The following is a 23,510-nucleotide window of genomic DNA, read 5'->3' as shown; positions in this document are numbered from 1 at the left end:
CATGCGCTTCGACCGGCGACCAGGTCCGTGACGCGGGCTCCCCGCAACGCCCCCGCCTCTGCTACGGGAGTACGTCGACGTGCAGGTCATGGGCCTCTCGGCCTGGTGCGCCATCAGGGACTCGAACCCCGAACCCGCTGATTAAGAGTCAGCTGCTCTGCCAATTGAGCTAATGGCGCGTGTCTCCCGGCTCACCGGGCCACGAGGGAGAACGATACCAGCGGCCGGCGGCGTCCCGCCCGGGGGTCCCGGGTGGCGAACGCCCCGGTTCCGTGATCAGCGTGGACACTGGTGCGGGTACAGCCGTGCCCGCTGCCGGGCCCGGTCAGGCGGGACGAGGGGACGACGAGGGTGCGACGGACAGCTGCGCTGATCGCGGTGGGGGCGCTGGCCCTGCTCAGCGGGTGCACCGGGGACGACGGCGGCCCGTCGTCGGCCTCCTCGAGCGCCTCGTCCTCGGCGCCCGCCGCGCCCGTGCAGCTCTCGCTCGCGCCCGCCGACGGGGCGGCCGACGTCGCCCCGGCGGACCCGGTGGAGATCTCCGTCACCGACGGCGAGCTCACCGGCGTCAGCGTCAGCGACGGTGCGGGTGCCGCCGTGCCCGGGGAGGTCACCGACGGCGCCACCGAGGGCACCGAGGTGTGGACGCCGCAGGAGCCGCTGGCCTACGGCACCACCTACACCCTCACCGCCACGGCCGAGGGCGCCGACGCGGAGCCGGCCGAGGCCACCAGCACCTTCACCACCGCCACCCCCGAGACGGTGACCACGCCCTCCATCGGCCCCCTGGACGGCCAGACCGTCGGCGTCGGCATGCCGATCCGCGTCTACTTCGAGCAGCCGGTCGTCGACAAGGCGGCCGTCGAGAGCCACCTGCGCGTCACCAGCTCCACCCCGACCGACGGGGTGTGGAGCTGGCTGAGCGACACCGAGGTGCACTTCCGGCCCTCGCAGTACTGGCCGGCGCAGACGGACGTGACCGTCGACGCCGACCTCTACGGCGTCGACATGGGCAACGGCGTCTGGGGGGAGAAGGACCGCACGGTGTCCTTCCACGTGGGCGACCGGCACGTCTCCGTCGCCGACGCCTCGACCCACCGCATGCAGGTCTACGACGGCGACCGGCTGGTGCAGGACTGGCCGATGAGCGCGGGCAGCCCGGACAACCCGAGCTACAACGGCCCGCACGTGGTCACCGAGCTCAACGCCGACCGGATCATGGACTCCAGCACCTACGGCGTCCCCGCCGACAGCCCCGGCGGCTACCGGACCCCGGTCCAGTGGGCCGTGCGCCTGTCGGACAACGGCGAGTTCGTGCACGCCGCCCCGTGGTCGGTGGCCCAGCAGGGCAACACCAACGTCTCGCACGGGTGCATCAACCTCTCGACCGAGAACGCCCGCTGGTTCTACGACTTCTCCCAGCCCGGGGACGTCGTCGAGATCCAGAACTCCGACGCCGGACCGCTGACCTCGAGCATCGCCGACTGGACGATCCCGTGGGACCAGTGGCAGGCGGGCAGCGCGCTCAAGTGATCTCCGTTTCCTGGGACCGCGCGGCGGGAAGATCCCGACGGTCTCTGGGAAGGGGAGCGTCGTGGACACCTGGTTGATCGTCCTGATCGTCGTCGTCGCACTGGTGGTGCTCGCGCTGGTCGGTCTGGCGCTGGCCAAGCGCAGCCGGGTGGCCGGCGCGAAGCGCCGGGAGCAGCAGCGCATCCAGGCGCGGGAGCACCTCGAGGAGGCCCGCCTGCGCGGCGCACAGGCGGAGAAGGAGCAGGCGGCCGCCGAGGAGCAGGCCGCCCGCGCCCGCCGGGAGCGCGCCGAGGTCGAGGAGCGCACCCGCCTGGCCGAGCAGGAGGCCCGGCAGCGGGCCGAGGCGGCCAGGGAGCACGCCACGGCGGCGGAGAAGCTGCGCGCGGAGGCCGAGCGCCTCGCCCCGGGGCTGGCCGACGGGCACACCGGCCGGCACACGGACGGCTCCGCCCCGGTCACCGGCGACGGCCCCGGGGGCGCCACCCGCCGCTGAGCGGGACACCGCTCAGTTCCCGGGGCGGCCGCGGTCAGAGGTGTCGGGAGGGGTCCGCCGGGCCCCGCCGATCCCTCGGAGGGACCGTGGCCGACCTGCTCGCCATCGGCACGCGCAAGGGGCTGTGGCTGGCCCGCAGCGACGACGACCGCCGCACCTGGACCCTCGACGGGCCGCACCTGCTGTCGCGGGAGGTCGCGGCGCTCGCCGTCGACACCCGCGGACCGGTCCCGCGGGTGCTCGCCGGGGTGCAGTACGGCCACTGGGGTCCCACGGTCACCTGGTCCGACGACCTGGGCCGCACCTGGACCGAGACCGACGACGGCGCGATCCGCTTCCCGGCCGACACCGGTGCCGCGCTGGCCCGCGTCTGGCAGATCCGTCCCGACACCGCCGACCGTCCCGGCGTCGTGTGGGCCGGCTGCGAGCCGCACTCGCTGTGGCGCAGCGACGACGGCGGCCGCAGCTTCGCCCTCGTCCGCGGCCTCTGGGACCACCCGCACCGGCCGGACTGGGCGCCCGGCGCCGGTGGGGGAGCGGTGCACACCGTCATCCCGCACCCCACGACCGACCGGGTGCTGGTGGCCATGAGCACCGGCGGCGTCTACGTCAGCGAGGACGGCGCCGAGAATTGGGAGCCGCGGAACTCCGGCATCCCCACGCCGTTCCTGCCCGGGCCGGCGCCCGAGTACGGCCAGTGCGTGCACAAGGTCGCCGCCGACGCCGCCGATCCCGACCGCCTGTACGCGCAGAACCACTTCGGCGTCCTCCGCACCGACGACGCCGGCGCGTCGTGGACGTCGATCGCCGGCGGGCTGCCGGTCGACTTCGGCTTCCCGGTCGTGGCCTCGCCGCGCACCCCGGGCACCGCCTGGGTGGTGCCGCTGGTCGCCGACGCCGAGCGGGTGCCCCCCGGCGGGCGGCTGCGCGTGCACCGCACCCGCGACGCCGGCGCCACCTGGACCGAGCTCGGCGCGGGCCTGCCCGACGGCTCCTGGACGGCGGTCCTGCGCGACGCCGTCTGCGTCGACGAGGGCGACCCGACAGGCGTGCACGTGGGGACGCGTGACGGCTGCGTCTACTCCAGCCGCGACGAGGGCGACTCGTTCACGCTCGTCGCCGACCACCTGCCCGACGTCCTGTGCGTCCGGGCGGCGGCGCTGCCGTGAGCGGCCCGTCGTGAGCGTGCAGGTGCTCCTGCCCGGCGTCCTGGCCGACCTCGCCGGCGGTTCGCGGCGGCTCGAGGTGGACCCGGCCGACGGCACGCTGGCCGGGCTGCTCGACGCGCTGGCGTCCACCCACCCGGTCCTGGAGCGGCGCATCCGCGACGAGGCGGGGCAGGTGCGCCGGTTCGTCAACGTCTACGTCGACGGCGACGACGTCCGCTTCGCCGCGGGTCCGGCGACGCCGGTGCCGGCCGGTGCGGTGGTGCAGGTGCTGCCCTCGGTGGCCGGGGGCTGACCGCCGGTCAGAGGCGGGCCAGCTCGGCGCACTCGGCGCAGAGCTGGGAGTCCTCGTACTCCTCCGGGGGCCACACCGTCTGCTCGTCCACGGCCACGTAGGCGCCGCACAGCGACTTGCGGCTGCGTCCGGTGACCCGGCCGATCGTGGCGTGCGCCGGACCGATCTGCCGGGGCTGCAGGCCGTCGGGGCTGCCGACCGAGCCGACCATCACGACCGCGTGGGCGGTTCCGTAGGCGTAGGCAGTGGTCATGACCCCAGGGTCCGAGGCGGTACCGCGCCGGGCCAGCACCGGCGCCGTGCGTGTCCGGATCGCGGCGGCGCAGGCGTCCCAGCCGCCCCACCGGGCACACGAGGGTCAGGCCCCGGGGCTCCCGAGCGGTCCCGCGCTGATCCGGGCGGCGGCCGCGTCGATCCAGGGCTGCCCGGCGTCGAGACCCTCCGCCGTCGCCACGGCCCGCACGGCCGCCGTCGTCACGTCCAGCGGCTGCCCCGGCACGCGGTCCGCCGCGAGCTCGTGGACCAGCAGGGCCGTGAGCCGGCTCTGCAGGGGCAGGCCGTCCAGCTGCTCGCGCCAGGAGCGCTCCCGCTGGTCCTGTCGCTCGTGGTCAACGGCTCGTGGGCGGTCACCGCCGTCCGGCAGGTGGTCGCCCGCGGCGGCGGTCCCGCCGCGCCGTCGCTGGCCGGCGCGCTGCCGCTGCCGGTGCTCGCCGCTGCCGGGGTGTCGGTGGACGGGCTGGCCTGAGCGGCTCAGCGGGGCAGGCCCACCACGCCGTCGCGGGCCAGAGCGGCGAGCTCGTCCCCGCCGACGCCGAGCTCGCTGAGCACGGCCTCGGTGTGCTCGCCGACCGCGGGGGCCGGCCCGCGCGGGGCGACGTCGCCGCCCTGCAGGCGCAGCGGGGCGCGGACGGTGCGGAACCGCCGGCCGGAGGCGTCGGCGATCTCGGGGAACAGCCCGTCGGCGGCGGCCTGCTCGTCGGCGGCGAACTCCGAGACGGTCGACGCCGGGCCCCAGATGAAGCCCCGCTCGTCGAACTCCGCACACCACTCCGCCAAGGGCCGCGTGGCGAACGCCTCGTCCATGAGCCGGGTCAGCTCGGGCATGTTCCGGGCCCGGTCGGCCCAGCCGGCGAAGCGCTCGTCCTCGGCCCACTCGGGGTGGCCCACGGCCTCGCAGAACGGCGCCCACCAGCGGGGCTCGGGCATGAACAGCAGGATCCAGCGGCCGTCGGCGCAGCGGAACCCGCCGTGCAGGGCGTGCGGCCGGGCCACCCGGCCCTGGGGCGTGGGCCGGACGCCGTCGATGAGCGTGCCCGACAGGTCACTGGACATCGTCCACGCGGCGGCGCCGAGCAGGCTGACGTCCACGACCTGCCCCTCGCCGGTGGCGTCGACCACGCGCAGGGCCGCGAGGACGCCGCCGAAGAGGGCCAGCGCCGCGGTGTGGTCGCCCTGCGCCGGGCGCAGCCGCGGCGGCGCCGGGTTGGCCGGCTCGCTCATCGCGTCGAGGACGGCGCCGCGCCCGAAGAAGGCGGTGAGGTCGTAGCCGGGGCGGGCGGCGTCGGGCCCGCCCGGGCCGTAGCCGGTGAGGGTGGCGTGCACCAGCCGCGGGTTGAGGGCGTGCAGGGCCGGCGCGTCCAGGCCGAACCGGGACTGCCGGCCGGGCAGCAGGTTGCAGAGGAAGACGTCGGCGCGGGCGGCCAGCCGCCGCACCAGGTCGGCGCCCTGCGGGTCGTTGAGCGCGACGGCGATGCTGCGCTTGCCGCGGTTGTCCATCTGGAACGCGGCGTCGATCGGCTCCTGCCCCTCGGGGACCTGCGGTTGCCGGGTCGCCCCGCGCATCGCGTCCCCGGACAGCGGCTCGACCTTGACGACGTCGGCTCCCATGTCGGCCATGAGCGCCGCGGCCCCGGGAGCGGCCATCCAGTTGGCCACCTCGACCACGCGCACGCCCTCGAGCGGTGCCACCATCGCCGTGCCTCCGTTCTCCGCCGTCCGTTCCTGCCGTCAGTCGCTCAGGTAGTCGAAGACGAGGCTCGCCCGGCCCAGCGTCAGGTCGGTCAGGATGTGGCTGGCCGCGACGATCTCCCGCACGGGCAGGTCGGCGAGCGGGGCGAGCGCGTGCTCGAACAGCTGCAGCCGGGCCGGCCCGGTCCAGGCGCCGCGGATCGTGATGTCGGTGATCTGGCTGCGGGCCAGTTCCAGGACCCGGGGACGCCGGTCGTAGCCGGGCAGCATCTTCAGGCCGAAGGTGGGCCGGCCGATCTGGGCGATCGCGTCCTCGTCGCTCATCGGCGCGTGCTTGTAACCCATGGTCGCGGTGGCCACCCGCAGCGTCCCGTAGTCCAGGGTGCCGACGAGGGTGTCGGAGTCGACGTAGAGGCTCGGCGTCCCCGACTTCTTCGGGAAGGCGCTGATCTCCCGCCCGCTCGCGATCGAGGCCAGACTGTCGACGTACATGGCGTGCAGGTAGTCGGCGCTCTCGCCCTCGTACTCGACCTGCAGCACCTGCCCGGACTCGGTGAACGAGCCCAGCCCCGTGACGTCGGGCATCCGCATGACCTCGAACTTGACCAGCGGGTCGCCGACGGTCAGGGGCTCGGGGACCACGCGCCGCATCGCCTCGGCGTCGGTGCGGTACAGGATGTTGAGGTACTCGCGGCCGGTGAAGCGGTACCGGCCGGCCGGGTAGGCCGGCGCCCCGAGCGGCGTCGTCGACTGCCGGCGGACCTCGTCCGCGTCCATCAGGCGTTCCGCTCCCGCGTCGCGTTCCGCGCCTCGATGACCGCCAGCTGCGCCCGGTCGCGGGCCTCGGTGAGCTGCTCGTAGGTCCGCCCGGCGAAGCGCTCCTCCAGCTGGCTGCTGACCAGCTCCTTGGTCGCCTCGTCCAGCTCCGGCTGCTCGACGACCTTCCACCGCCGCGCCATGCCGGGGCCGAGGTGCTCGAGGAAGTGCCGCATGCCGCCCGGGCCGCCGCCGAGGTGGAAGCTCTCGAACGGGCCGGCCGTCGCCCAGCGCGGCCCGATCGACTCGGTGACGATCTCGTCGAGCTCCGCGGCACTGACGACGCCCTGGGTCACCAGCCACACGCACTCGCGGAACAGCGTCGACTGCAGCCGGTTGGCCACGAACCCGTTGATCTCCCGGTGCAGGACGACGGGCTTCTTGCCCACCGAGCGGTAGAAGTCGACCGCCGCCTCGACCGCCCACGGCGCGGTGCGCTCGCCGGGCACCACCTCGACCAGCGGCAGCACCTCCGGCGGGTTGAAGGGGTGGCCCACCACGAGCCGCTCGGGCGTGCGCATCTCCCGCGCGAGGTCGCTGGGCATGAGCGCCGACGTCGACGACGCGATCAGCGTCCGCTCGCCGACCCCCGCCTCGATGCGGGCGAACAGCTCCTGCTTGAGCGGCAGCCGCTCGGGGGCGTTCTCCTGGACGACGTCGGCACCGGCGACGGCGGCCTCGACGTCGTCGACGACCTCGATGCGGGTCAGCAGGTCCGCGGCGTCCCCGGTGTCGGGCTGGAGCCGGGTGAGGTGGCGCACGGCCGCCTCGACGTCGGGGCCGATGCCCGGCCGCGGGTCCTGCACCCGGACGGTGTGCCCGTGGGCGGCGAACAGCGCCGCCCACGACAGTCCGATGGTCCCGGCCCCGATGACCGCGACGGTGTGCTGACTCCGGTCCACGTGGGCTCCCGGTGCGCTCGGTGGTCCCCTCCCTGCATCGCAACACATCCGATCGCGTGTTGCGACCTGGGTCACGCCGGAGCCGTCAGGCGAGCTGGGCGGCGACCAGGGGCTCGAGGGTCAGGTCGGGCTTGCCGTTGCGCACGATGCCCATGACCCACTTGTTCGTGAACAGCGCGAGCAGCTCGCCGTCGCTGCGCTGCATCACCTCGGTGCCCGTGGTGGCGGTGATCCGCGGGGCCGAGGCCTCGTCGGTGCGCATGGCGAGGGCGTAGGGGAGCGGCTCGAGCCGCACGGGCGCGGAGAACTCGTGCTCCATGCGGTGGGTGGCCACCTCGAACTGCATGGGGCCGACGACGGCGAACACCGGCGCCTGCTCCCCGCGCCGGTCCGACCGCAGCACCTGGACGACGCCCTCGGACTCCAGCTGCTCGATCCCGCGGCGGAACTGCTTGTGCTTGGCCGTCTCGAGGCTGCGGACCACGGCGAAGTGCTCGGGCGCGAACGTGGTCAGCGGCGGGAAGGCCACCGGCTGCTGCGCGTAGAGCGTGTCCCCGACGTGCAGCGCGGAGGCGTTGACCAGCCCGACGACGTCGCCGGGGTAGGCGACGTCGATGCTCTCCCGCTCGCGGCCGAACACGTGCTGGGCGTACTTCGTGGCGAAGGGGCGTCCGGTCGGCCCATGGGTGACCACCATCCCGCGCTCGAAGACGCCCGAGCAGATGCGGATGTAGGCCAGCCGGTCCCGGTGCGCGGCGTCCATGCCCGACTGCACCTTGAAGACGAACGCGCTGAACGGCGCGTCGACGGGCCGGGGCACCCCGTCGGCGTCGGGCCGGCCGGCGGGCGCGGGCGCGAGGTCGACGAGGACGTCGAGCAGCGCGCCGACGCCGAAGTTGGAGATCGCGGAGGCGAACAGCACCGGGGTGGTGACGCCGGACAGGAACAGGTCCTGGTCGTGCTCGCCCGCGGTCGCGGCCAGCAGGTCGGCCTCCTCGAGGGCCTGCGGCCACGCGTCGGGCTCGCGCGCGGCGGCCGCGGCGGCGGGGAGGACCTCCTCGGGGGCGACCGTGGCGCCGCCGGCGGTCCGGGTGTAGCGCCGGTAGCTGCCGTCGCGCCGGTCGAGCACGCCGCGGAAGTCCCCGGCGATGCCCACCGGCCAGGTCAGCGGCGTCGGCGTGAGCCCGGTCCGCTCGGCGACCTCGTCCATCAGCTCCAGGGCGTCCTTGCCGGGGCGGTCCCACTTGTTGACGACCGTGATGACCGGGATGCCCCGGTGCCGGCAGACGGCGAACAGCTTCATCGTCTGCGCCTCGAGGCCCTTGGCGGCGTCGATGAGCATCACCGCGGCGTCGACGGCGGTGAGCACCCGGTAGGTGTCCTCGGAGAAGTCGGCGTGCCCCGGGGTGTCGAGCAGGTTGACCACGGTGTCGCGGTAGGAGAACTGCAGCGCGGCCGAGGTGATCGAGATCCCGCGGGCCTTCTCCATGTCCATCCAGTCCGACACCGTGCCGCGCCGGCCGGCCTTGCCGTGCACCGCGCCGGCCTGGCCGATCACCCGGGCGTGCAGGGCCAGCGCCTCGGTCAGCGTCGACTTGCCGGCGTCGGGATGGCTGATGACGGCGAACGTGCGCCGCCGCGCGGCCTCGGCGACGACGTCGGCCGGCGCCGGGCCTGCGTCGTCGGCGCGCGGCGGGGCGGTCGTGGTCATGCGTCGGTCTCCTGGTGCGGTCGTCGCCGGTCCGGCGGAGGGCACGGCGGCACGCGCCCCCGCTGTCACCGAGTGCAACAGCGGGGGCGTGCCGTGCAGTCCCGATCGGACCACGGAGCCCGCCCGGGCCGGCCGCCGGGTCAGGCCAGCAGGTCCTCCACCTCGGCCCACGACCCGACGACCGCGGCGACGCCGACCTCGCGCAGCGCCTCGGCGCGGCCCCGCCGGTCGGCCTCGGGGACGAACTGCAGGATCCCGATCGTGGGGTGGCCGGCGGCCACGGCCGAGCGGGCGCCGTTCACCGAGTCCTCCACGGCGACCGCCTCGGCCGGGCCGACCCCGAGCGTCGCGCCGGCGTACAGGTAGACCGCCGGGTCCGGCTTGCTCGTGGGCTCGGCCAGCGAGTCCTCGGCGCTGAACCGGCCCGCCGGGGGGAACAGCGGTGCCAGGCGGGTCGTCTCCAGGCAGGCGGCCAGCCGGGACGCGGCGCTGGAGGTCACCGCCGCGAGCGCGAACCGGCCGGCCAGGCGCTGCAGCGGCTCGCGGACCGCGGGGTCGGGGCGCAGGACCGTGCGCAGGTGCGCGGTGACGACGTCCTTCTCCTCGGCCACCCAGTCCTCCAGGTCGGCGCGGGTGAGCTCCCGCCCGTGCGCGGTGGCCAGCTCACCCGCGGCGGCCCGGAAGTTCTTGCCGTTGGTCATGCGCTGGAGCTCCTCGGGGGCGTAGCTGCGCCCGGCCCCCAGCCCGGCGAGGAACCGGTTGGTGACGTCGGCCGACGCGGCGTACGCGGGTTCCTCGGACGGGAACAGCGTGCCGTCGGCGTCGCAGAGCAGGGTGGTGACCGCGGACGGGTCCAGCGGCCGGGACCGCCCGGCCGTCACCGGTCCCGCCCGTCGGCGAGGAACAGCTCGATGACCTCGCGCGGCCCCTGCCGGTCCAGCGCGGACAGCGCCCCCTGCACGCAGTCGGCGAAGCGCGGGTCCCGGCCGATGTGGTCGAACACCGACCGCTCCGACAGCAGCGGCCCGGCGTCGCCGCCGGCCTCCTGCGCGAGCGGCACGAGGTCCGGGCGCGGGCCCTGGATCGGGACCTCCTCGCCGGCGTAGTCGTGACCGCGCAGGAAGCGCAGCCAGCCGGCCACCGCCAGGCACAGCAGCCGGTGCGGGCGGCCGGCCTCCACCGCGGCCCGCACCGACGGCAGCAGGTAGCTCGGGATCTTGCTCGAGCCGCGCCGGGACAGCCGCGACAGCTGGTCGGCCATCCGGGGGTTGGCCAGCCGGTCGAGCAGCGTGGCCTGGTAGTCGGCGAGGTCGACGCCGGGTACCTCGGGCAGGGACGGGGCGATCTCCTCGGCCATCAGCCGGGTGAGGAACGTGCGGAACACCGGGTCGGTCATGACGTCGGCGGTGGTCCGGAGGCCGGCCAGGTAGCCCAGGTAGGCGATCGCGCTGTGCCCGGCGTTGAGCAGCCGCGTCTTGACGGTCTCGTACGGCGAGACGTCGTCGACGAAGCGGACGCCGACCTCCTCCAGCGGCGGCCGCCCGTTGCAGAAGGAGTCCTCCACCACCCACTGGCGGAACGGTTCGGTGACCACCGGCCACCGGTCGTCGACGCCGGTCTGCGCGACGACGGCGTCGCGGTCCTCGGGGGTGGTGGTGGGGGTGATGCGGTCGACCATGCTGCTGGGGAAGGTGACGTGCTCCTCGATCCAGCCGGCGAGGTCCTCGTCGCGCAGCCGGGCAAAGGACACCACCGCGGTGCGCGCCGCCGCGCCGTTGGACTGCATGTTGTCGCAGGACAGCACGGTGAAGGGCGCGGTCCCCGCCTGCCGCCGCCGGTGCAGCGCCTCGACGAGGTAGCCGAACACCGTCTCGGGGTGGCCGGGGTCCTCCAGGTCGGAGGCGACGTGGGGGTCCTCGGCGTCGAACTCGCCGCTGTGCGCGTCGACGCGGTAGCCGGTGCTGGTGATCGTCAGCGTCACCACGCGGGTGCGCTCGTCGGTCAGCGCGGTCAGCACCGCCTCGGGGTCGTCCGGGCCGTACAGGTACCGGGTCATCGCACCGACGACGGTGGCGCGGTCGCCGTCGGCGGCGCGCTCGACCACGGTCCACAGGCGGTCCTGGCCGGCGAGGACCTCGCCGATCTCGCGGCTGTGCAGCCCGACGCCCACCACGCCCCACTCGGTCGACCCGCGGCGGGCGAGCTCGTCGAGGTAGACGGCCTGGTGGGCGCGGTGGAAGCCGCCGACGCCGATGTGCACGATGCCGGGGCGCAGGGCCGAGCGGTCGTAGGTGGGGACGGAGACCTCGGGCGGGAGGTCGCGGAGGGTCCGGTCGGACAGGGGGACGGCAACGGCCGTCGCCCGGGTCGGGGCAGACGTCATCAGAGGAGCTCTCAGGGGAGGAGGAGCGGGACGGGGTGGCTGTTCACCCGTGGCCGCCCCCTCCCGGTGCCCCGTCGCCCGCCGTTCCAATCCGGAACCGCACCGTGTGGTGCAGGTCTCGGTCCGGTGGGTAGGGGCGACGCGTCCCGAGCCCCGGGGACGTCCGCACCCTCCCCCGGAGGCACCGTGCCCCTCCTGTCCTCCCTCCGTCCGGCCGGCCCCGCGCCGCGACACGTCTGGACCGAGGTGCCCGTGCTCGGTGCCCGGGTCCACGCGCGGACGTGGCACGCCGGAACGGCCCGGGACCGGCCGCCGGTCGTGCTGCTGCACGGCCTGGGTCTGTCCAGCCGGTACCTGGTCCCGCTCGGGCGCCGGCTGGCCGCGCTCGGCCACGACGTCGTCTCACCCGACCTGCCGGGGTTCGGCCGCTCGCCCCGCGACCCGCGCCTGCGCTGGCCCGGCGGGCCCGACGTCGCCACGCAGACCGGGCAGCTGCTGGCGTGGCTGGACGCCTACGGCATGCCCCGCGCGTCCTACTTCGGCAACTCGATCGGCGCGCAGGTCGCCGTCGAGCTCGCCGCCCGCCACCCGGAGCGGGTGGAGCGGCTGGTCCTGTCCGGGTCGACCCCCGACCCCCGCTACCGGCGGCCGTGGAAGCAGTACCCGCAGGTGCTGCGGAACATGGTGTTCGAGGTCCCCGGCCTGCAGCCGGTGCTGCAGTCGGAGTACCTGTCGACGGGTGTGGCCCGCATGGTGCAGCAGCTCGTGCGCAGCTCCGACGACCCGATCGAGCAGCGACTGCCCGACGTCGTGGCGCCCACGCTGGTGGTGCGCGGGCGGCACGACCGGACGCTGTCGCAGGAGTGGGCCGAGGAGGTCACCCGGCTGCTGCCCGACGGCCGGCTGGTCGTCATCGAGGGCGCCGCGCACAACGCCCACTGGTCGGCGCCCGACGTGTCCGCCCGCCTGGTGTCCGCGTTCCTCGCCGGCGAGGTGGACGCTCCCGGCCCCGCCGGACACGACGTCGTCCCCCGGTCGGCGCCCGGGGACCCGCTGGCAGCGGCCCGCCCGCTGCCGGCGCGGGCGCACGCCGCCCTCGACGTGCTCACCACCGTGGCGCTGGTGACCGTGCCGTGGACCCGACCCTGGGGGCCGCGGACCAGGGTGCTGCTGTCCGCGTCCGGCGTGATGGGGTTGGCCGACACCCTCCTCACCGACCACCCGGCCGGCCTGCTGCGGGTGCTCCCGCTGCCCGTGCACCTCAACCTCGAGGCGATGGCCGGGCTGCAGCTGCTGACGGCCGCCGCCACCTGGCTGCGCGGGGAGCCGGCGGCCGGGCGGTGGGTGACCGCCGGTCAGGGGGTGCACGAACTGCTGCGGGCCGGGACGGCGTTCGTCCCGGCGGGACCGGCCCGGCTCGTCCCGGTTCCGCGCTGATCGTTCCGGACCCGTTTCGTCCGCCGCACGGTGGGCACGTCCCTCCGGCACGGCCGGGGTGCAACACGTCGCTCCACGAGCCGGCCCGACCCCGGGTGGCAGCGCATCGTGTGGACCGAGACAGCTCGTCCGACCTCCTCCTCAGGGACCCGGCAGGGCGGGGAGGTGGCCGGTGGTCGCGCGCTCTGAGCCCCGGCGGCGGCCGCTGGCGGCCGTCCCGACGATCACCGGTGCTCCCTGGCAGTCGCCGTCGGAGCACCAGTTGCGGGGCATGGACACCGAGGCGGCCCTGGACCTCGGCTGGGGCCGGCTGGTGTTCGGCCAGACCTTCGCCGATCCGTTGCGCCTGGTCGAGGCGCTGGGCCGGGAGGCCGAGGGGCGGCGCGACATCTGCATCTACCCGCGCGATCCCCAGGTGCTGCTGGGACTGGCGCCCGGCGAGCTGTTCCTCGACCCGTCGCTGACCTTCCGGCTGGACCTGCACCGGTACCGCCCCCGCCGGGACCTGGTCGAGAACGTCTTCGTCCGCACGGTCGCCTCCCCGGACGACGTCGCCGAGATGGAGCGCATCGTGACGCGCACCGGCATGGTCCCCGGGGACGGCGCCACCGTCTGGCACAACCACTCCACCCGCACGGTGCGCTACCTGGTGGCGGAGGACCGGCGCACCGGGCGGGTGGTGGGGACGGTCACGGGGGTGGACCACGTCCGGGCGTTCGGGGACCCCGAGGGCGGCAGCAGCCTGTGGTGCCTGGCCGCCGATCCGGACGAGGCGCCGCGGGGCACCGGTGAGGCGCTGGTGCGGGTGCTCGCCGAGCGCTACTCCGCACGGGGACGCAGCTACCTCGACCTGTCGGTGCTGCACGACAACGAGCGCGCGATCGCGCTCTACCGCCGGCTCGGCTTCCGCCAGGTGCCCGCGCTCGTGGTCAAGCGCCGCAACGCGGTCAACGCGCGGCTGTTCGTCCCGGCCCCGCCCGGGCTCGACCGGCTGCCGCCGTCCGCCCGGCTCCTCGCCGACGAGGCGCTGCGCCGGGGGATCCGGGTCGAGGTCACCGACGCGGAGGCAGGGGAGACGCGCCTGGCGCTCGGCGCTCGCAGCGTGCTCGCCCGGGGCTCGCTGTCGGACCTGACCACGGCCGTGGCCATGACCCGCTGCGACGACGTGCGGGCGACCCGCCGGATCGCGGCGGGCGCCGGGGTCGGCGTGCCCGCCGGCGCCGAGGTGCGCGGCGACGACCTGGCGCCGGCCCTGGCCCTCCTCGGGCACTCCGGCGAGGCCGCGGTCCGGCCGGCCCGCGGGCGGCGGGGTGTCACCGCCGGCGTGCGGGACGAGGCGGGCCTGCGGTCGGCCGTCGCGCGGGCCCGGCAGGAGTGCCCCGACGTGCTCGTGGAGGAGCAGCTGGCGGGGGAGGACCTGCGCGTCCTCGTCGTCGACTACGCGGTGGTCGCCGCCGCCGTGCGCCGGCCGGGTGCCGTCGAGGACGTCACCGACCGGCTGCACCCCGACGTCGCCGCGGCGGCCCTGCGCGCGGTCCGGGCCCTCGGGGTCCCGGTCGCCGGCCTGGACCTCCGCGTGACCGCTCCCGACGGGCCGGGGCACGTCCTCGTCGCCGCCGACCCGCGGCCGGACCTGACCGTCCACGCCCCACGACCGGTCGCCGCCCGCGTCGTGGACCTGCTGTTCCCGGAGACCCGCCGCCGCTGACCGCCGGCTCGTCCCGCCCTGCGGACGCGGAGAGGCCCCGGTCGGTGCGACCGGGGCCTCTCGACGTGGGGTGAGTGACGGGGCTCGAACCCGCGAGTGAGGCCGGTCCCGGGCCTGGTGGCCCGGCGAATGCGCAGGCTACGCGTGCGCTCGGACGTCGTGGAGCGGTCCTGAGCGGTCTTCAGCGGTCCTGAGCGGTCAGTCACCCCCCAATCTGCCCCCTAGTGCCCGGGTGCCTTCCGGCGACGGCAGCTCGGCTCGAGCAAGCCCGTCTCGACGCCGGCCGGGGCATCGAAGCTCGGGCGGTGACTGCCCCCGATGCCGGACACCGGACCAGTCCGAGGGTGACCAACGAGCAGCTCGACACCCTCCGCCGCTACGACCGCGCCGAGGCGGCGCAGATCTTGAACATCCCGGAGACCTGGCTGAAGCGGTGGGTCACCGCCCGGTGTATCCCGCACCAGCGCAGCGGCCACCCCGACGGCGTTCAGCAGCGCGGAGTGTGGTTCACCTGGGCCGACATCCTGGCCATCGGCCAGATGCTGCCGGAGCTCATGACGGAGCGTCAGGCGAAGCGGGCTGCGGCCGGCGGCGCGCACTCCGCGGCGCCGGACGCGCCGAAGCTGCTCACCGCCGACGTGCTCGACAGGTGGGCCAGCACTGGTCTGCGCTGACAGGGGCTCCACCCGGCGAGGCCTTCGCTCCTGACGGGTTGCGGGCTAGCGTCGGCGGAGCCGGTGCTGCCGCCGGCGGGTCAGCCACGGCCCACGAGCGGGAACCGCAGGAGCCGAATCGTGCCCGTCGACACCTTCGAGTTGTCCACCCGCGAGCCGGATGTGGCCCAGGCCGTGCTGACCGCTCTGTACCGGCTGGAGCGCCCGCTCGGGTTCTCCGGGGTCGACCGGTCGTTCTCCTGCCAGATCCGCTTCGCAGCGGCCGGGGACCTGGGCGCCGACCGTCTGCGCTTCTCGGCGGCCCTGCGCTGCGCGGTGCCCCCGCTGGACGTCTTCATGGTGGCGAGTCCGGTGGCCGGGGCGAGCCGGTACCTCGTCGGCCGGGAGCAGGTCGCCATGCGGCCCGGTGTGCTGTTCCGGTGCCCGACCGGCGTGCCGTTCGCCAACGACTGGGACGACGTGGACATGAGCACCGTGCGGCTGCCGCTGGCGGTGGTGGAGCGGGTGGCCGAGGAACAGCTGGGCGTACCCGCGGCCGGTCTGCGGTTCGACGGGACGAGCCCGGTGTCCGAGCCGATGCGCCGCACCTGGCTCGGGCTCATGCGCTTCGTCCACCAGCAGGTCACCGACCCCACCTCCGGCGTGACCCATCCGCTGGTCGCCGCGCAGCTGGCCGAGCTGATGGCCGCGACCGCGCTGGCGGCGTTCCCGAACACCACCATGACCTCGGACCACCTGCGGAGCCCCGGTGGGGTGGCGCCGGCGGTGCTGCGCCGGGCGGTGGCGTTCGTCGACGGGCACGCCTCGCTGCCGATCACCGTCACCGACATCGCCCGCGCCGCCGGAGTCGGTCCGCGCGCGCTGCAGCTGGCCTTCGCCCGCCACCTCGGGCTGAGCCCGACGGCGTACCTGCGCCGGGTGCGGCTGGAGTGCGCGCACCGGGAGCTGCAGGCCGCCGACCCCACCACCGGCGACACCGTCGCGGCGATCGCCCGGCGCTGGGGGTTCGCCAGGCCCGACCGGTTCACCGTCGCCTACCGCGCCACCTACGGCGTCCTGCCCAGCCACACCCTGCGCACCTGAGTGCCGGGGCACGAGCCATTGGAGGAACGCGTCATGGCCACCGGGACCCCCATCCCACCGCGGCGCTTCCGGTTCGCCACGGCCGACCGGATGGAGGCCCGCGACTTCCTCGACCGCGCCTACGGGGCACGGCTGCGGTTGGGCGGCTTTCCTGACACCGGCCCGCTGGTGACCCTCGACCAGGTACAGGCCGGAGCGCTCACCCTCGTCGACTTCCGGCTGGCGTCCGATCTCGTCTTCGAGGCCACGGGCCAGGACGACGTCATGATCAACACCGTCCTCGACGGGAGCATGGTCTACGACAGCGGCAAGGCCGGCCACGGCTTCCGGCCCGGAGACGTCGGCATCGGCAACCACCCCCACATGAAGGACCTGGTGGCCCGGTCCCACGCCTTGCACCTGCACACCGTCGGCCTGCCGGCCTCCCTGCTCACCGAGGTGGCCGGCAGCGACCCCGCGCAGGACGGCTGGTCGTGGGAGCTGCTGTCCCTGCGGCCCATCGACGGCGGCGACGGACGGTGGCGCCGGACCACCCGGTTCGTCGACGACCTGCTCGCCGAGCCCGAGACCGCCGCGTCGCCGCTGCTGCTCGGGCCGGCCGCGCGGCTGCTCGCGGCCACCGTCCTGACGATCTTCCCGAACACCGCCGTCGCCGAACCCGCGGCCGCCGACAGCCTCGACGGCCACCCCGGCACGCTGCGGCGCGCGACCGCGTTCATCGACTCCCACCCCGACCTCGACATCAGCGTCGCCGACATCGCCCGCGCCGCCCACGTCACCCCGCGGGCGGTGCAGCTGGCCTTCCGCCGGCACCTGGACACCACCCCGACCGCCTACCTGCGCCAGGTGCGGCTGGCCCAGGCGCACCGTCAGCTACGCGAGGCCACCCCCGGGGACGGAGTGACCGTCACTGCCGTCGCCGCCCGCTGGGGGTTCACGCCCAGCCGGTTCACCGCGCACTACCGCGCTGCCTACGGGGTGACCCCCAGCTCCACCCTGCGCACCTGAGCGGTGGCCGCCAGCCGCCCGGAGCCGGCGGGCCTCCACGCCCCGGCGCAACACCTCTGCCCGCTGCTGGCAGGCGCCGGCCTCGGCGGCGAGGTCGCGCGCACGCCGGTGGGCCCGCTCGGCCTCGGCGTGGCGGGCAGCCGGCCGGACGGCCGAGGGCCAGCCGGGACGCTCGCCCGGCATCCGGCACTCGCTCATCGCACCCACCCGGTTTCTCCGGCCCGTCCTTGGCGGTGCCGAGCGCGGCCGGGCGCACCTGCCCTGGGCGACGCCCACTGGTCGGAGCACCGGCCGCGCTCGCGCGCCGGCGGCGCTCGGCACCGGCTGCCACTCAACGGCCGGCCGCCGGCACGGGCTACGGATGGGGGTGCGTCGCTGCGCACCGCGGGGGTGTCGGTTCGCGTCCCGGCGACCCCGGGGGTCAATCGACGGCGGCCTCCAGCGCAGCTGCCCGCGCCCACGTGTACAGCGCCTCCCGGCGTTCCTCGGCCGCGTACCGGCGCGCCCACGCCGCCCGGTCGCGGTGCCGCTGAGGTGCGTCGGCGTCACTGGCGGCGTGCTCCGCGGTGAACGCGACGTGGTCGTAGGTCAGTGCCACCAGCGCGGCGGTCGCGGCGGCCGCCCGGATCGCCTCGACGGACTGGCGCCCGGCCGCAGTCCGCCGACAGCTGAGCGGGGACCGCTGGGGTGCCGCCGTCATGGGGTGAGCGTGCGCGGGCCGACCACCGGCCGGCTATCCCTGGAGGCGAACGGCACACCGCGCGGACTCGCCCGGAAACGAAGCACGCCGCCGACGTCGGACGAGGCCGCCGACTCGGGCGAGGCCGCGCCACAGCGCTCAGTGCCGGGGACTGGGCGAGGTGGGGAGGACGGCGGCGGCCTGCGGCCCGGTCAGATGCGGTCGAGGATGGTCAGCACGTCCGGGTGGCCGGCGACCACCATCGGGGCCAGGTCGCGGAGCTTGACGTTGAGGGCCTGGCTGAGCCGGGCCAGCCGGCCGAACGCGTCCTCGGCGGAGCCGCCGGTGCGGGCGATCAGCACGCCTTTGGCCTGGTCGATGACCGCCCGGGAGGTCAGCGCCCGTTCCAGGTTGGCCGCCAGCTGTGAAAGTGTGGCCCGCTCGGCGACCTCCCGCAAGATCGCGGCGACCGCTGCGGCGACCATCTCACCCAGCCGGACGCTGCCGCCGGTGAACACGCCCGGGCGGTCGCTGTAGACGTTGAGGACCATCCACCGCTGGTCGGGCAGCTGCGCCGGCACGGCCAGCACACTGCGCACGCTGCCGTCGGTGAGCAGGCCACGTAGCCGCGGCCAGCGGTCGTCGGCGGTGACGTCGGCGGTGACGACGACGGCCCGCTGCTCGTAGGCGTCCTGGCAGGGGCCCTCCCCGGCGACCATCTGGTGGCCGTCGAAGACCTGCGCGACGGTGTCGTCGCTGGCCAGCAGCTGCGGTTCCAGCGGCGGGCCGACGTTGACGCTCAGCGCAGTGGCGCCGGGCACCGCGCCGCGGACGACGGTGACGATCCGGTGCAGCAGCCGCTGCTCGTCACCGGCGTCCAGCGGCAGCAGGACCAGCTCGGCGAACGCCTGGGCCATCGCCATCCCCACCCCGCCGGCGTCGCCGGCTGGCTCCGTGGCCACCGGCGCGGTGGGCGTCGGCTCGGTGGCCGCCGCCTCGCCGGCCGGGGTCAGCGCGGCCGGGCTGCCGGTAGCGGGCGCTTCGATGCCCAGCCAGCGCAGCACCGCTGGTCCCGGCGAGGTGGTCTCCGGCGAGGTGGTCTCCGGCGAGGTGGTCTCCGGCCAGCCGAACGACCGGACCGGCCGGGCCCGACCGTCCCGGCCGTGGAAGGTGACGTCGACCTGGACCTCGCCGCGCTCGCCGGTGGCCAGCACCGACAGTGCCCGGCGCAGCGGGCCGCGGTCGGCCAGCTCGACCGAGGCCAGCAGCACCCGCCGGGGCAGCCGCGCGGCGGGCAGGCCGAGCAGCTGCGCCGCGGCCGGGTTGCCGTGCAGGATCTGCCCCTCGGCGTCGGTCTGCAGCAGGGCCACGGGCAGTGTGTCGGCCAGCTGGTGTTCCCGGCGCCGCCGGTCGGTGGCCAGCAGTTCCGCGATGGTCTCCTGCTGGGTGCGCAGCTCCTCCTCGGCGACCCGCAGCTCCTCGTAGGCGACCTCCAGCTCGCCCAGCGCCTCCGACAGCTGCTCCTCCGGAGCCGGCGGAGCGCCCCTGAGCCGTCCCAGCGCGGCGGCGATGACAGCGGAGTCCACCTGCGTCGGCGGTTCGGCCACGGTGCCCTCCCCGCGAGGCGGGATGTCCGCGCGGAGCTCGCGCGCCACCGCAGCGTACGGCCGCCGGTGCCGATGCGGAGAGCGCCGTCGAGCCCACCGCATCGACCCGGCGACTGGGCGCATCGGCGTCTCGCCGGCCGGACCGGCCAGCCGCACCGTCGGGAGCTGCCTGCGGTGCGCGATCGCCCCGCCACTGCCTCCCCAGATCCGCCCCCAGCGAGGGGCAGCGGGCATGATCTTGCCCCCAGCCCGGGCCGGAGAACGGGAAAGGCCCTGGTCAGCGAACCGACCAGGGCCTCTCCTCGTGGGGTGAGTGACGGGGCTCGAACCCGCGACACCCAGGATCACAACCTGGTGCTCTACCAGCTGAGCTACACCCACCGCGTGCCCCCGGCGGCACGAGCGCGCCGGGAACGGGACCGAGGATACCGGAGGCGGTCAGCTCGCCGGCGCAGCCGGGGGTGCCTCGGTGGCCGGCGGGGTGGCGTCCGCCGCCGCGAGCACGTCGGCGAAGCCGGCCACGACCTCGCCGGCCGCCCGCTGGGCCTGCGACGTCGAGGGTCCGGGCCCGTCCACGAACAGCGTCCGGCGGTAGTAGGCGAGCTCGCGGACGGACTCGACGATGTCGGCCAGCGCCCGGTGCGCCAGGCCCTTGGGCGGCTGCGCGAAGTAGACCCGCGGGAACCAGCGGCGGGCCAGTTCCTTGATCGAGCTGACGTCGACCATCCGGTAGTGCAGGTGGTCGTCGAGCTCGGGCATGTCGCGGGCGAGGAAGCCGCGGTCGGTGCCGATCGAGTTGCCGCACAGCGGAGCGGTGCGCCGCTCGGGCACCCACCGCTTGATGTAGGCGAGAAGCTGCTGCTCCGCCTCGGCCACGGTGAGCGTGGAGGCGCGGACCGCCTCGGTGAGGCCGGACTTCGCGTGCATCTCGGTGACGACGTCGGCCATGTCGTCGAGGTCGGCGTCGTCGGCGGAGATCACCAGGTCCAGGCCCGGGTCGAGGACGCGCAGCTCCGAGTCGGTCACGACGACGGCGACCTCGATGAGCCTGTCCTTGGTGAGGTCCAGCCCGGTCATCTCGCAGTCGATCCAGACCAGGTGCCCGCCAGCGTCCGCCACGTGGAAGGACCCTACGTCCCGTCCGTCCCGCCCGCCTCGCGTACCTGCTCACTACCGCACCCGCCACACCGGCGCCACTCAGGGGGTCGGTTTCCCGGCGGCGGCCGTTAGTCTCGGGCCATCCCGCCCCGCATCCCTGGGAGTCCCCCCGTGCCCCACCCCGCCGCCCCTGCCGCGCGCGCCCGAGTGGTGCCGCCGGCGCCGGGCTCGCTGGCCGCCGGGCTCCGGCACCCCGTCGCGCTGGTGCACTGGCTGTGGCTCGCCTACGTGACGCCGGGCCGCCCCGGGCGCCCGACTCCGCAGACCGAGCTGCGCTGGATCTACACCGCGTGGCTCGGGGCGTTCCTGCTCAAGATGCTGGGCTCCTCGTGGGACGTCTCCTGGCACTTCCGCTGGCTGCGTGACGACCTGGCGCCCCCGCACCTGCTCAACTCGGCGGGCACCGCGGTCGTCATCGCGCTGGTGGCCTTCCACAGCTACAGCGGACGCGGCGTCGACCGCCGGGCGCTGCGGCTGATGCAGTGGGGGGATCGGCACCTTCCTCGTCGCGGTCCCGATCGACATCGTCAACCACCGGATCAACGGGCTGGACATCACCAGCTGGAGCCCCAAGCCACGCGCTGCTCTACATCGGCACGGCGATCATGCTGGCCGGCGCGATCCGCGGCTGGTGGCTGTACGCGCACCCGGCCGGGTCCGCGACCTCGTCGCGCTGGGCCTGTGGCTGTTCTTCGCCGAGAACGTCGTCTTCCCCAACCAGCACCAGGAGTACGGCGTCCTGTCGCTGCGCGCCTACGAGGCCGGGCAGACGACGGCCGAGCCGCAGCTGCTCGACTTCGCCGCCGCCCAGGGGCAGACGCCGACCACGTTCATGCTGCCGGTGCCGCCGTGGGTGCACCCCGCGTGGATCCTCTGCGCCGGCCTGCTCTCCCTCGTCGTCGCGCGGAAGGTGGTCGGCCTGCGCTGGACCGCGACCCTCATCGCCGGCACGTACCTCGCCTACCGCGCGCTCGTGTGGGTCGGGCTGGTCGCCACCGCTTCCCGCCGTCGGTCCTGCCGCTGGTCCTGCTGGTCGGGGCCGTCTGCATCGACCTGGCGGTGACCCTCCGCCTGCCGGGATGGAGTGCCGCCCCGGCGACCGCCACGCTCGTCTACGTCGCCGGGTGGCTGCAGGACGCCGCGGGCATCCTGCCGCCCTGGGACTGGTCGTGGTGGTCGATCGCCCTGGTCGTCGCCGCGTTCACCGCCCTGTGGACCGCGGTCGACCTGCTCGCGCGCAGCACCTGGTCCGCCCGCTGGCGCCGTCCGGTCGAGCCGGGCGGTACGGCCGAGGGCGTCCTCGCCGGCGCCCATCCCGACGGCGGCGCGTCGTCCCGCTGACGAGCCGGACCGGCCGTTCCCTGACGTGACGTCGGTCCCGGCCGCCTGCCCGGGCCCCGATCCCGGGCCCCACCCGCGCACCGCCGCGCCCCCTCGCACCCCACCCGCTCCAGGAGGACCCCGTGCTGCCCTGACCCCCGTGCCGCCGCAGACGGCGGGGAGCGCGCGCTGTTCGCCGAGCTGACCCGCTGGGACCGGGGCGGTGCGGTCCGGGGCGCCGTCGTCGCGTCGATCCCCGTGGTCGACGGGCCGATGGAACGGCGCATCTCCGACGCCGTCCTGTTCGTGCCCGAGGGCCTCGCCGTCGTGCGGGTGGTCGAGGTGGTCCGGCAGGCCGGCGTGGTCACCGTGACCCCGGAGGGCTCCTGGACGATCGGTCCCGGCGCCGGTCCCGGCGAGGTGCTGCAGCTGGCCGGCGGCGGCTCGACGCCCTCGACGGCCTGATGCGGGCCGGCATGGACGCCGCGGTGCGGCTGCGCGGGCCGGTCTGGAGCCCGGTCGCATCGCCCGGCTGACCGTGCTGGTCGGCGACCTCACCGCCTGGTCCCCGGCCGACGGCGACCTCGGCGAGGGTGACCAGGTCGCGCTGCTGGAGTCCCGCTCCCTTCTGCTGGGCATCTCCGCGCCGCCCGCTACGCCGGGGTGGACAACCCGCGGCTGTGGACCACCGCCGACGTCCGCGCCGCGCTGACCGCGCTCGGCCTCGAGGGCCGCGGGCCGTCGGTGGAGGAGCTCAACGGCGAGGGCTTCCCGTACTCGCCCTACGTGCTGCGCAAGCGCGAGCTGCTCGCGCCCGCGGCGATGGCGGCCTCTGCCGGTGCAGCGGCTCCGGTGGCCGCGCCGCCCCGCGCCCGTCGCGCCGGGGCCCATCCCGGTCCACCGCGTCGCCTCCGCCCCGGCCGGGCCGCTGGTCGACCCGCTCGCGGCCGCCGCCGTCGCCGTGGCCGCCATCCGCGCCGACGAGGAGGCCGCGCCGGCCGCGGCCGGTCTGGCCGCGCCCCCCGCTGCCGCCCGCCGCCGCTCCGCGCCTGCCGCTCCCCGCCCGGCTCCTGCTCCGCCGGTGCACCCGGCCACCGCCCGCTTCCCCGCGCCCGCCACCCAGTCCGGCGGCGGTGTGCCGTCCGCCGGGGAGGCGCCGCTCGGCGCGGGCGTGCAGCTCGGCGGGGTGTGGCTGAGGTGCCGGCCGACGAGACCGGCGGCATCGGCGGCCTCTTCGGCAGTGGTGACACCGACGCCGGCTCCGACGCGCCGCCGCCCCTGCCCCCGTCGCGCACCCCGCGCCCGTCCCGCCCCGCCGCCCCGGCCGCTGGTCGGTCCGCGCGCCGGTCCCGGCCCGGCGCGGCTGGTGCTGCTCGCCGCGCCGCGCTGGCGCTGGTCGTCGTCGCGGTGGTCGCCGTGGCGAGCTCACCGGCGGGAGCGGCGGCGCCGCGGCGGCCCCGCCGTCGAGCACCCCGACGACCTCGGCGGCCCCGGAGCCGGTCGGCCCGCAGCCCGGCGACCGCACCGTCCTCGACGGGCGCGCTTCACCCTGGAGCAGGTGCAGGTGGA

Annotated in this window: 23 protein-coding genes, 2 tRNA genes and 1 pseudogene; 14 read left to right on the top strand and 12 right to left on the bottom strand. The window is 75.7% G+C overall.

The annotated features are described in order from the left end of the window. Nucleotides 1-103: 103 nt before the first annotated feature. Nucleotides 104-179 (bottom strand) — tRNA-Lys (locus JD79_RS00125). Between the two features lie 172 nt (nucleotides 180-351). On the opposite strand from JD79_RS00125, the gene JD79_RS00120 reads away from it, so the two are divergent. From JD79_RS00120 to JD79_RS00105, 4 genes are all read left to right on the top strand, one after another. After that, entirely contained in the window at nucleotides 352-1,533 is a 1,182-nt protein-coding gene (locus JD79_RS00120) for a L,D-transpeptidase (RefSeq protein WP_245899454.1), read from the top strand. 61 nt (nucleotides 1,534-1,594) lie between these two features. Continuing rightward, nucleotides 1,595-2,026, top strand: coding sequence for a hypothetical protein (locus tag JD79_RS00115; RefSeq protein ID WP_110003891.1), 432 nt, complete (start codon nucleotides 1,595-1,597; stop codon nucleotides 2,024-2,026). Between the two features lie 86 nt (nucleotides 2,027-2,112). Then, entirely contained in the window at nucleotides 2,113-3,195 is a 1,083-nt protein-coding gene (locus JD79_RS00110) for a sialidase family protein (RefSeq protein WP_110003890.1), read from the top strand. Between the two features lie 10 nt (nucleotides 3,196-3,205). Then, entirely contained in the window at nucleotides 3,206-3,487 is a 282-nt protein-coding gene (locus tag JD79_RS00105; protein WP_110003889.1) for a MoaD/ThiS family protein, read from the top strand. Nucleotides 3,488-3,494: 7 nt separating this feature from the next. On the opposite strand, the gene JD79_RS00100 is transcribed toward JD79_RS00105, so the two are convergent. Beyond that, nucleotides 3,495-3,740 (bottom strand): hypothetical protein, encoded by a 246-nt coding sequence (locus tag JD79_RS00100; RefSeq protein WP_110007262.1) that lies wholly within the window; start codon nucleotides 3,738-3,740, stop codon nucleotides 3,495-3,497. Between the two features lie 264 nt (nucleotides 3,741-4,004). Here JD79_RS00100 and JD79_RS00095 point away from each other — a divergent pair, with 264 nt between their 5' ends. Continuing rightward, complete coding sequence (locus tag JD79_RS00095) at nucleotides 4,005-4,232, top strand: hypothetical protein (RefSeq protein ID WP_110003888.1); 228 nt, start codon at nucleotides 4,005-4,007, stop codon at nucleotides 4,230-4,232. A gap of 5 nt (nucleotides 4,233-4,237) precedes the next feature. Here the strand turns inward: JD79_RS00095 and JD79_RS00090 are convergent, their stop codons facing one another. From JD79_RS00090 to JD79_RS00065, 6 genes are all read right to left on the bottom strand, one after another. Beyond that, complete coding sequence (locus JD79_RS00090; RefSeq protein ID WP_110003887.1) at nucleotides 4,238-5,458, bottom strand: CaiB/BaiF CoA transferase family protein; 1,221 nt, start codon at nucleotides 5,456-5,458, stop codon at nucleotides 4,238-4,240. 36 nt (nucleotides 5,459-5,494) lie between these two features. Continuing rightward, nucleotides 5,495-6,232, bottom strand: a complete 738-nt coding sequence (locus JD79_RS00085) for an acetoacetate decarboxylase (protein WP_110003886.1) — start codon at nucleotides 6,230-6,232, stop codon at nucleotides 5,495-5,497. Beyond that, entirely contained in the window at nucleotides 6,232-7,173 is a 942-nt protein-coding gene (locus tag JD79_RS00080) for a 3-hydroxyacyl-CoA dehydrogenase NAD-binding domain-containing protein (RefSeq protein ID WP_211307800.1), read from the bottom strand. The genes JD79_RS00085 and JD79_RS00080 overlap by 1 nt, the downstream gene beginning before the upstream one ends. Nucleotides 7,174-7,258: 85 nt before the next feature. Further along, nucleotides 7,259-8,884: a peptide chain release factor 3 gene (locus JD79_RS00075; protein ID WP_110003884.1), complete on the bottom strand. Its 1,626-nt coding sequence runs from the start codon at nucleotides 8,882-8,884 to the stop codon at nucleotides 7,259-7,261. A 140-nt stretch (nucleotides 8,885-9,024) separates the two neighbouring features. After that, a complete protein-coding gene (locus JD79_RS00070; RefSeq protein WP_110003883.1) occupies nucleotides 9,025-9,765 on the bottom strand; it encodes an HAD family hydrolase in 741 nt (246 codons plus the stop codon). Beyond that, on the bottom strand, nucleotides 9,762-11,267 hold the full coding sequence (locus JD79_RS00065) for a mannitol dehydrogenase family protein (protein WP_110003882.1): 1,506 nt from the start codon (nucleotides 11,265-11,267) through the stop codon (nucleotides 9,762-9,764). Before JD79_RS00065 ends, JD79_RS00070 begins: the two co-directional genes overlap by 4 nt. 252 nt (nucleotides 11,268-11,519) lie before the next feature. On the opposite strand from JD79_RS00065, the gene JD79_RS22105 reads away from it, so the two are divergent. From JD79_RS22105 to JD79_RS00035, 5 genes are all read left to right on the top strand, one after another. After that, entirely contained in the window at nucleotides 11,520-12,704 is a 1,185-nt protein-coding gene (locus JD79_RS22105) for an alpha/beta fold hydrolase (RefSeq protein ID WP_211307799.1), read from the top strand. Between the two features lie 172 nt (nucleotides 12,705-12,876). Beyond that, complete coding sequence (locus JD79_RS00050) at nucleotides 12,877-14,412, top strand: GNAT family N-acetyltransferase (RefSeq protein WP_245899452.1); 1,536 nt, start codon at nucleotides 12,877-12,879, stop codon at nucleotides 14,410-14,412. A gap of 344 nt (nucleotides 14,413-14,756) precedes the next feature. Beyond that, on the top strand, nucleotides 14,757-15,086 hold the full coding sequence (locus JD79_RS00045) for a hypothetical protein (protein WP_110003880.1): 330 nt from the start codon (nucleotides 14,757-14,759) through the stop codon (nucleotides 15,084-15,086). 120 nt (nucleotides 15,087-15,206) lie between these two features. Continuing rightward, a complete protein-coding gene (locus tag JD79_RS22905; RefSeq protein ID WP_211307798.1) occupies nucleotides 15,207-16,169 on the top strand; it encodes a helix-turn-helix transcriptional regulator in 963 nt (320 codons plus the stop codon). A 33-nt stretch (nucleotides 16,170-16,202) separates the two neighbouring features. Next, complete coding sequence (locus JD79_RS00035) at nucleotides 16,203-17,177, top strand: helix-turn-helix transcriptional regulator (RefSeq protein ID WP_110003879.1); 975 nt, start codon at nucleotides 16,203-16,205, stop codon at nucleotides 17,175-17,177. Between the two features lie 421 nt (nucleotides 17,178-17,598). On the opposite strand, the gene JD79_RS00030 is transcribed toward JD79_RS00035, so the two are convergent. The 4 genes from JD79_RS00030 to orn form a co-directional block, all read right to left on the bottom strand. Further along, a complete protein-coding gene (locus JD79_RS00030) occupies nucleotides 17,599-17,877 on the bottom strand; it encodes a hypothetical protein (protein WP_110003878.1) in 279 nt (92 codons plus the stop codon). A 191-nt stretch (nucleotides 17,878-18,068) separates the two neighbouring features. After that, on the bottom strand, nucleotides 18,069-19,463 hold the full coding sequence (locus tag JD79_RS00025; protein WP_170149058.1) for an ANTAR domain-containing protein: 1,395 nt from the start codon (nucleotides 19,461-19,463) through the stop codon (nucleotides 18,069-18,071). 305 nt (nucleotides 19,464-19,768) lie between these two features. Next, nucleotides 19,769-19,844, bottom strand: a tRNA-His gene (locus JD79_RS00020). A 57-nt stretch (nucleotides 19,845-19,901) separates the two neighbouring features. Beyond that, nucleotides 19,902-20,582, bottom strand: coding sequence for an oligoribonuclease (gene orn / locus JD79_RS00015; RefSeq protein ID WP_110003876.1), 681 nt, complete (start codon nucleotides 20,580-20,582; stop codon nucleotides 19,902-19,904). Between the two features lie 670 nt (nucleotides 20,583-21,252). On the opposite strand from orn, the gene JD79_RS23245 reads away from it, so the two are divergent. From JD79_RS23245 to JD79_RS22900, 4 genes and pseudogenes are all read left to right on the top strand, one after another. After that, complete coding sequence (locus JD79_RS23245; protein ID WP_245899450.1) at nucleotides 21,253-21,684, top strand: hypothetical protein; 432 nt, start codon at nucleotides 21,253-21,255, stop codon at nucleotides 21,682-21,684. Beyond that, nucleotides 21,681-21,962: a hypothetical protein gene (locus JD79_RS23240; protein WP_245899448.1), complete on the top strand. Its 282-nt coding sequence runs from the start codon at nucleotides 21,681-21,683 to the stop codon at nucleotides 21,960-21,962. The genes JD79_RS23245 and JD79_RS23240 overlap by 4 nt, the downstream gene beginning before the upstream one ends. 237 nt (nucleotides 21,963-22,199) lie before the next feature. Beyond that, nucleotides 22,200-22,406, top strand: a complete 207-nt coding sequence (locus JD79_RS22100; protein ID WP_146220349.1) for a hypothetical protein — start codon at nucleotides 22,200-22,202, stop codon at nucleotides 22,404-22,406. 373 nt (nucleotides 22,407-22,779) lie between these two features. Further along, nucleotides 22,780-23,510 (top strand): annotated as a pseudogene (locus JD79_RS22900) (hypothetical protein); the annotation flags it as partial.

Source organism: Geodermatophilus normandii, from assembly GCF_003182485.1.
Classification (GTDB): Bacteria; Actinomycetota; Actinomycetes; order Mycobacteriales; family Geodermatophilaceae; genus Geodermatophilus; species Geodermatophilus normandii.
This window is presented reverse-complemented; position numbering and strand designations above follow the sequence as displayed.

Coding starts and splice junctions, on each gene's coding strand:
- JD79_RS00100 (WP_110007262.1), bottom strand. CDS start 3,740: ATGACCACTGCCTACGCCTACGGAACCGCCCACGCGGTCGTGATGGTC.
- JD79_RS00090 (WP_110003887.1), bottom strand. CDS start 5,458: ATGGTGGCACCGCTCGAGGGCGTGCGCGTGGTCGAGGTGGCCAACTGG.
- JD79_RS00030 (WP_110003878.1), bottom strand. CDS start 17,877: ATGACGGCGGCACCCCAGCGGTCCCCGCTCAGCTGTCGGCGGACTGCG.
- JD79_RS00085 (WP_110003886.1), bottom strand. CDS start 6,232: ATGGACGCGGACGAGGTCCGCCGGCAGTCGACGACGCCGCTCGGGGCG.
- JD79_RS00035 (WP_110003879.1), top strand. CDS start 16,203: ATGGCCACCGGGACCCCCATCCCACCGCGGCGCTTCCGGTTCGCCACG.
- JD79_RS00065 (WP_110003882.1), bottom strand. CDS start 11,267: ATGACGTCTGCCCCGACCCGGGCGACGGCCGTTGCCGTCCCCCTGTCC.
- JD79_RS00075 (WP_110003884.1), bottom strand. CDS start 8,884: ATGACCACGACCGCCCCGCCGCGCGCCGACGACGCAGGCCCGGCGCCG.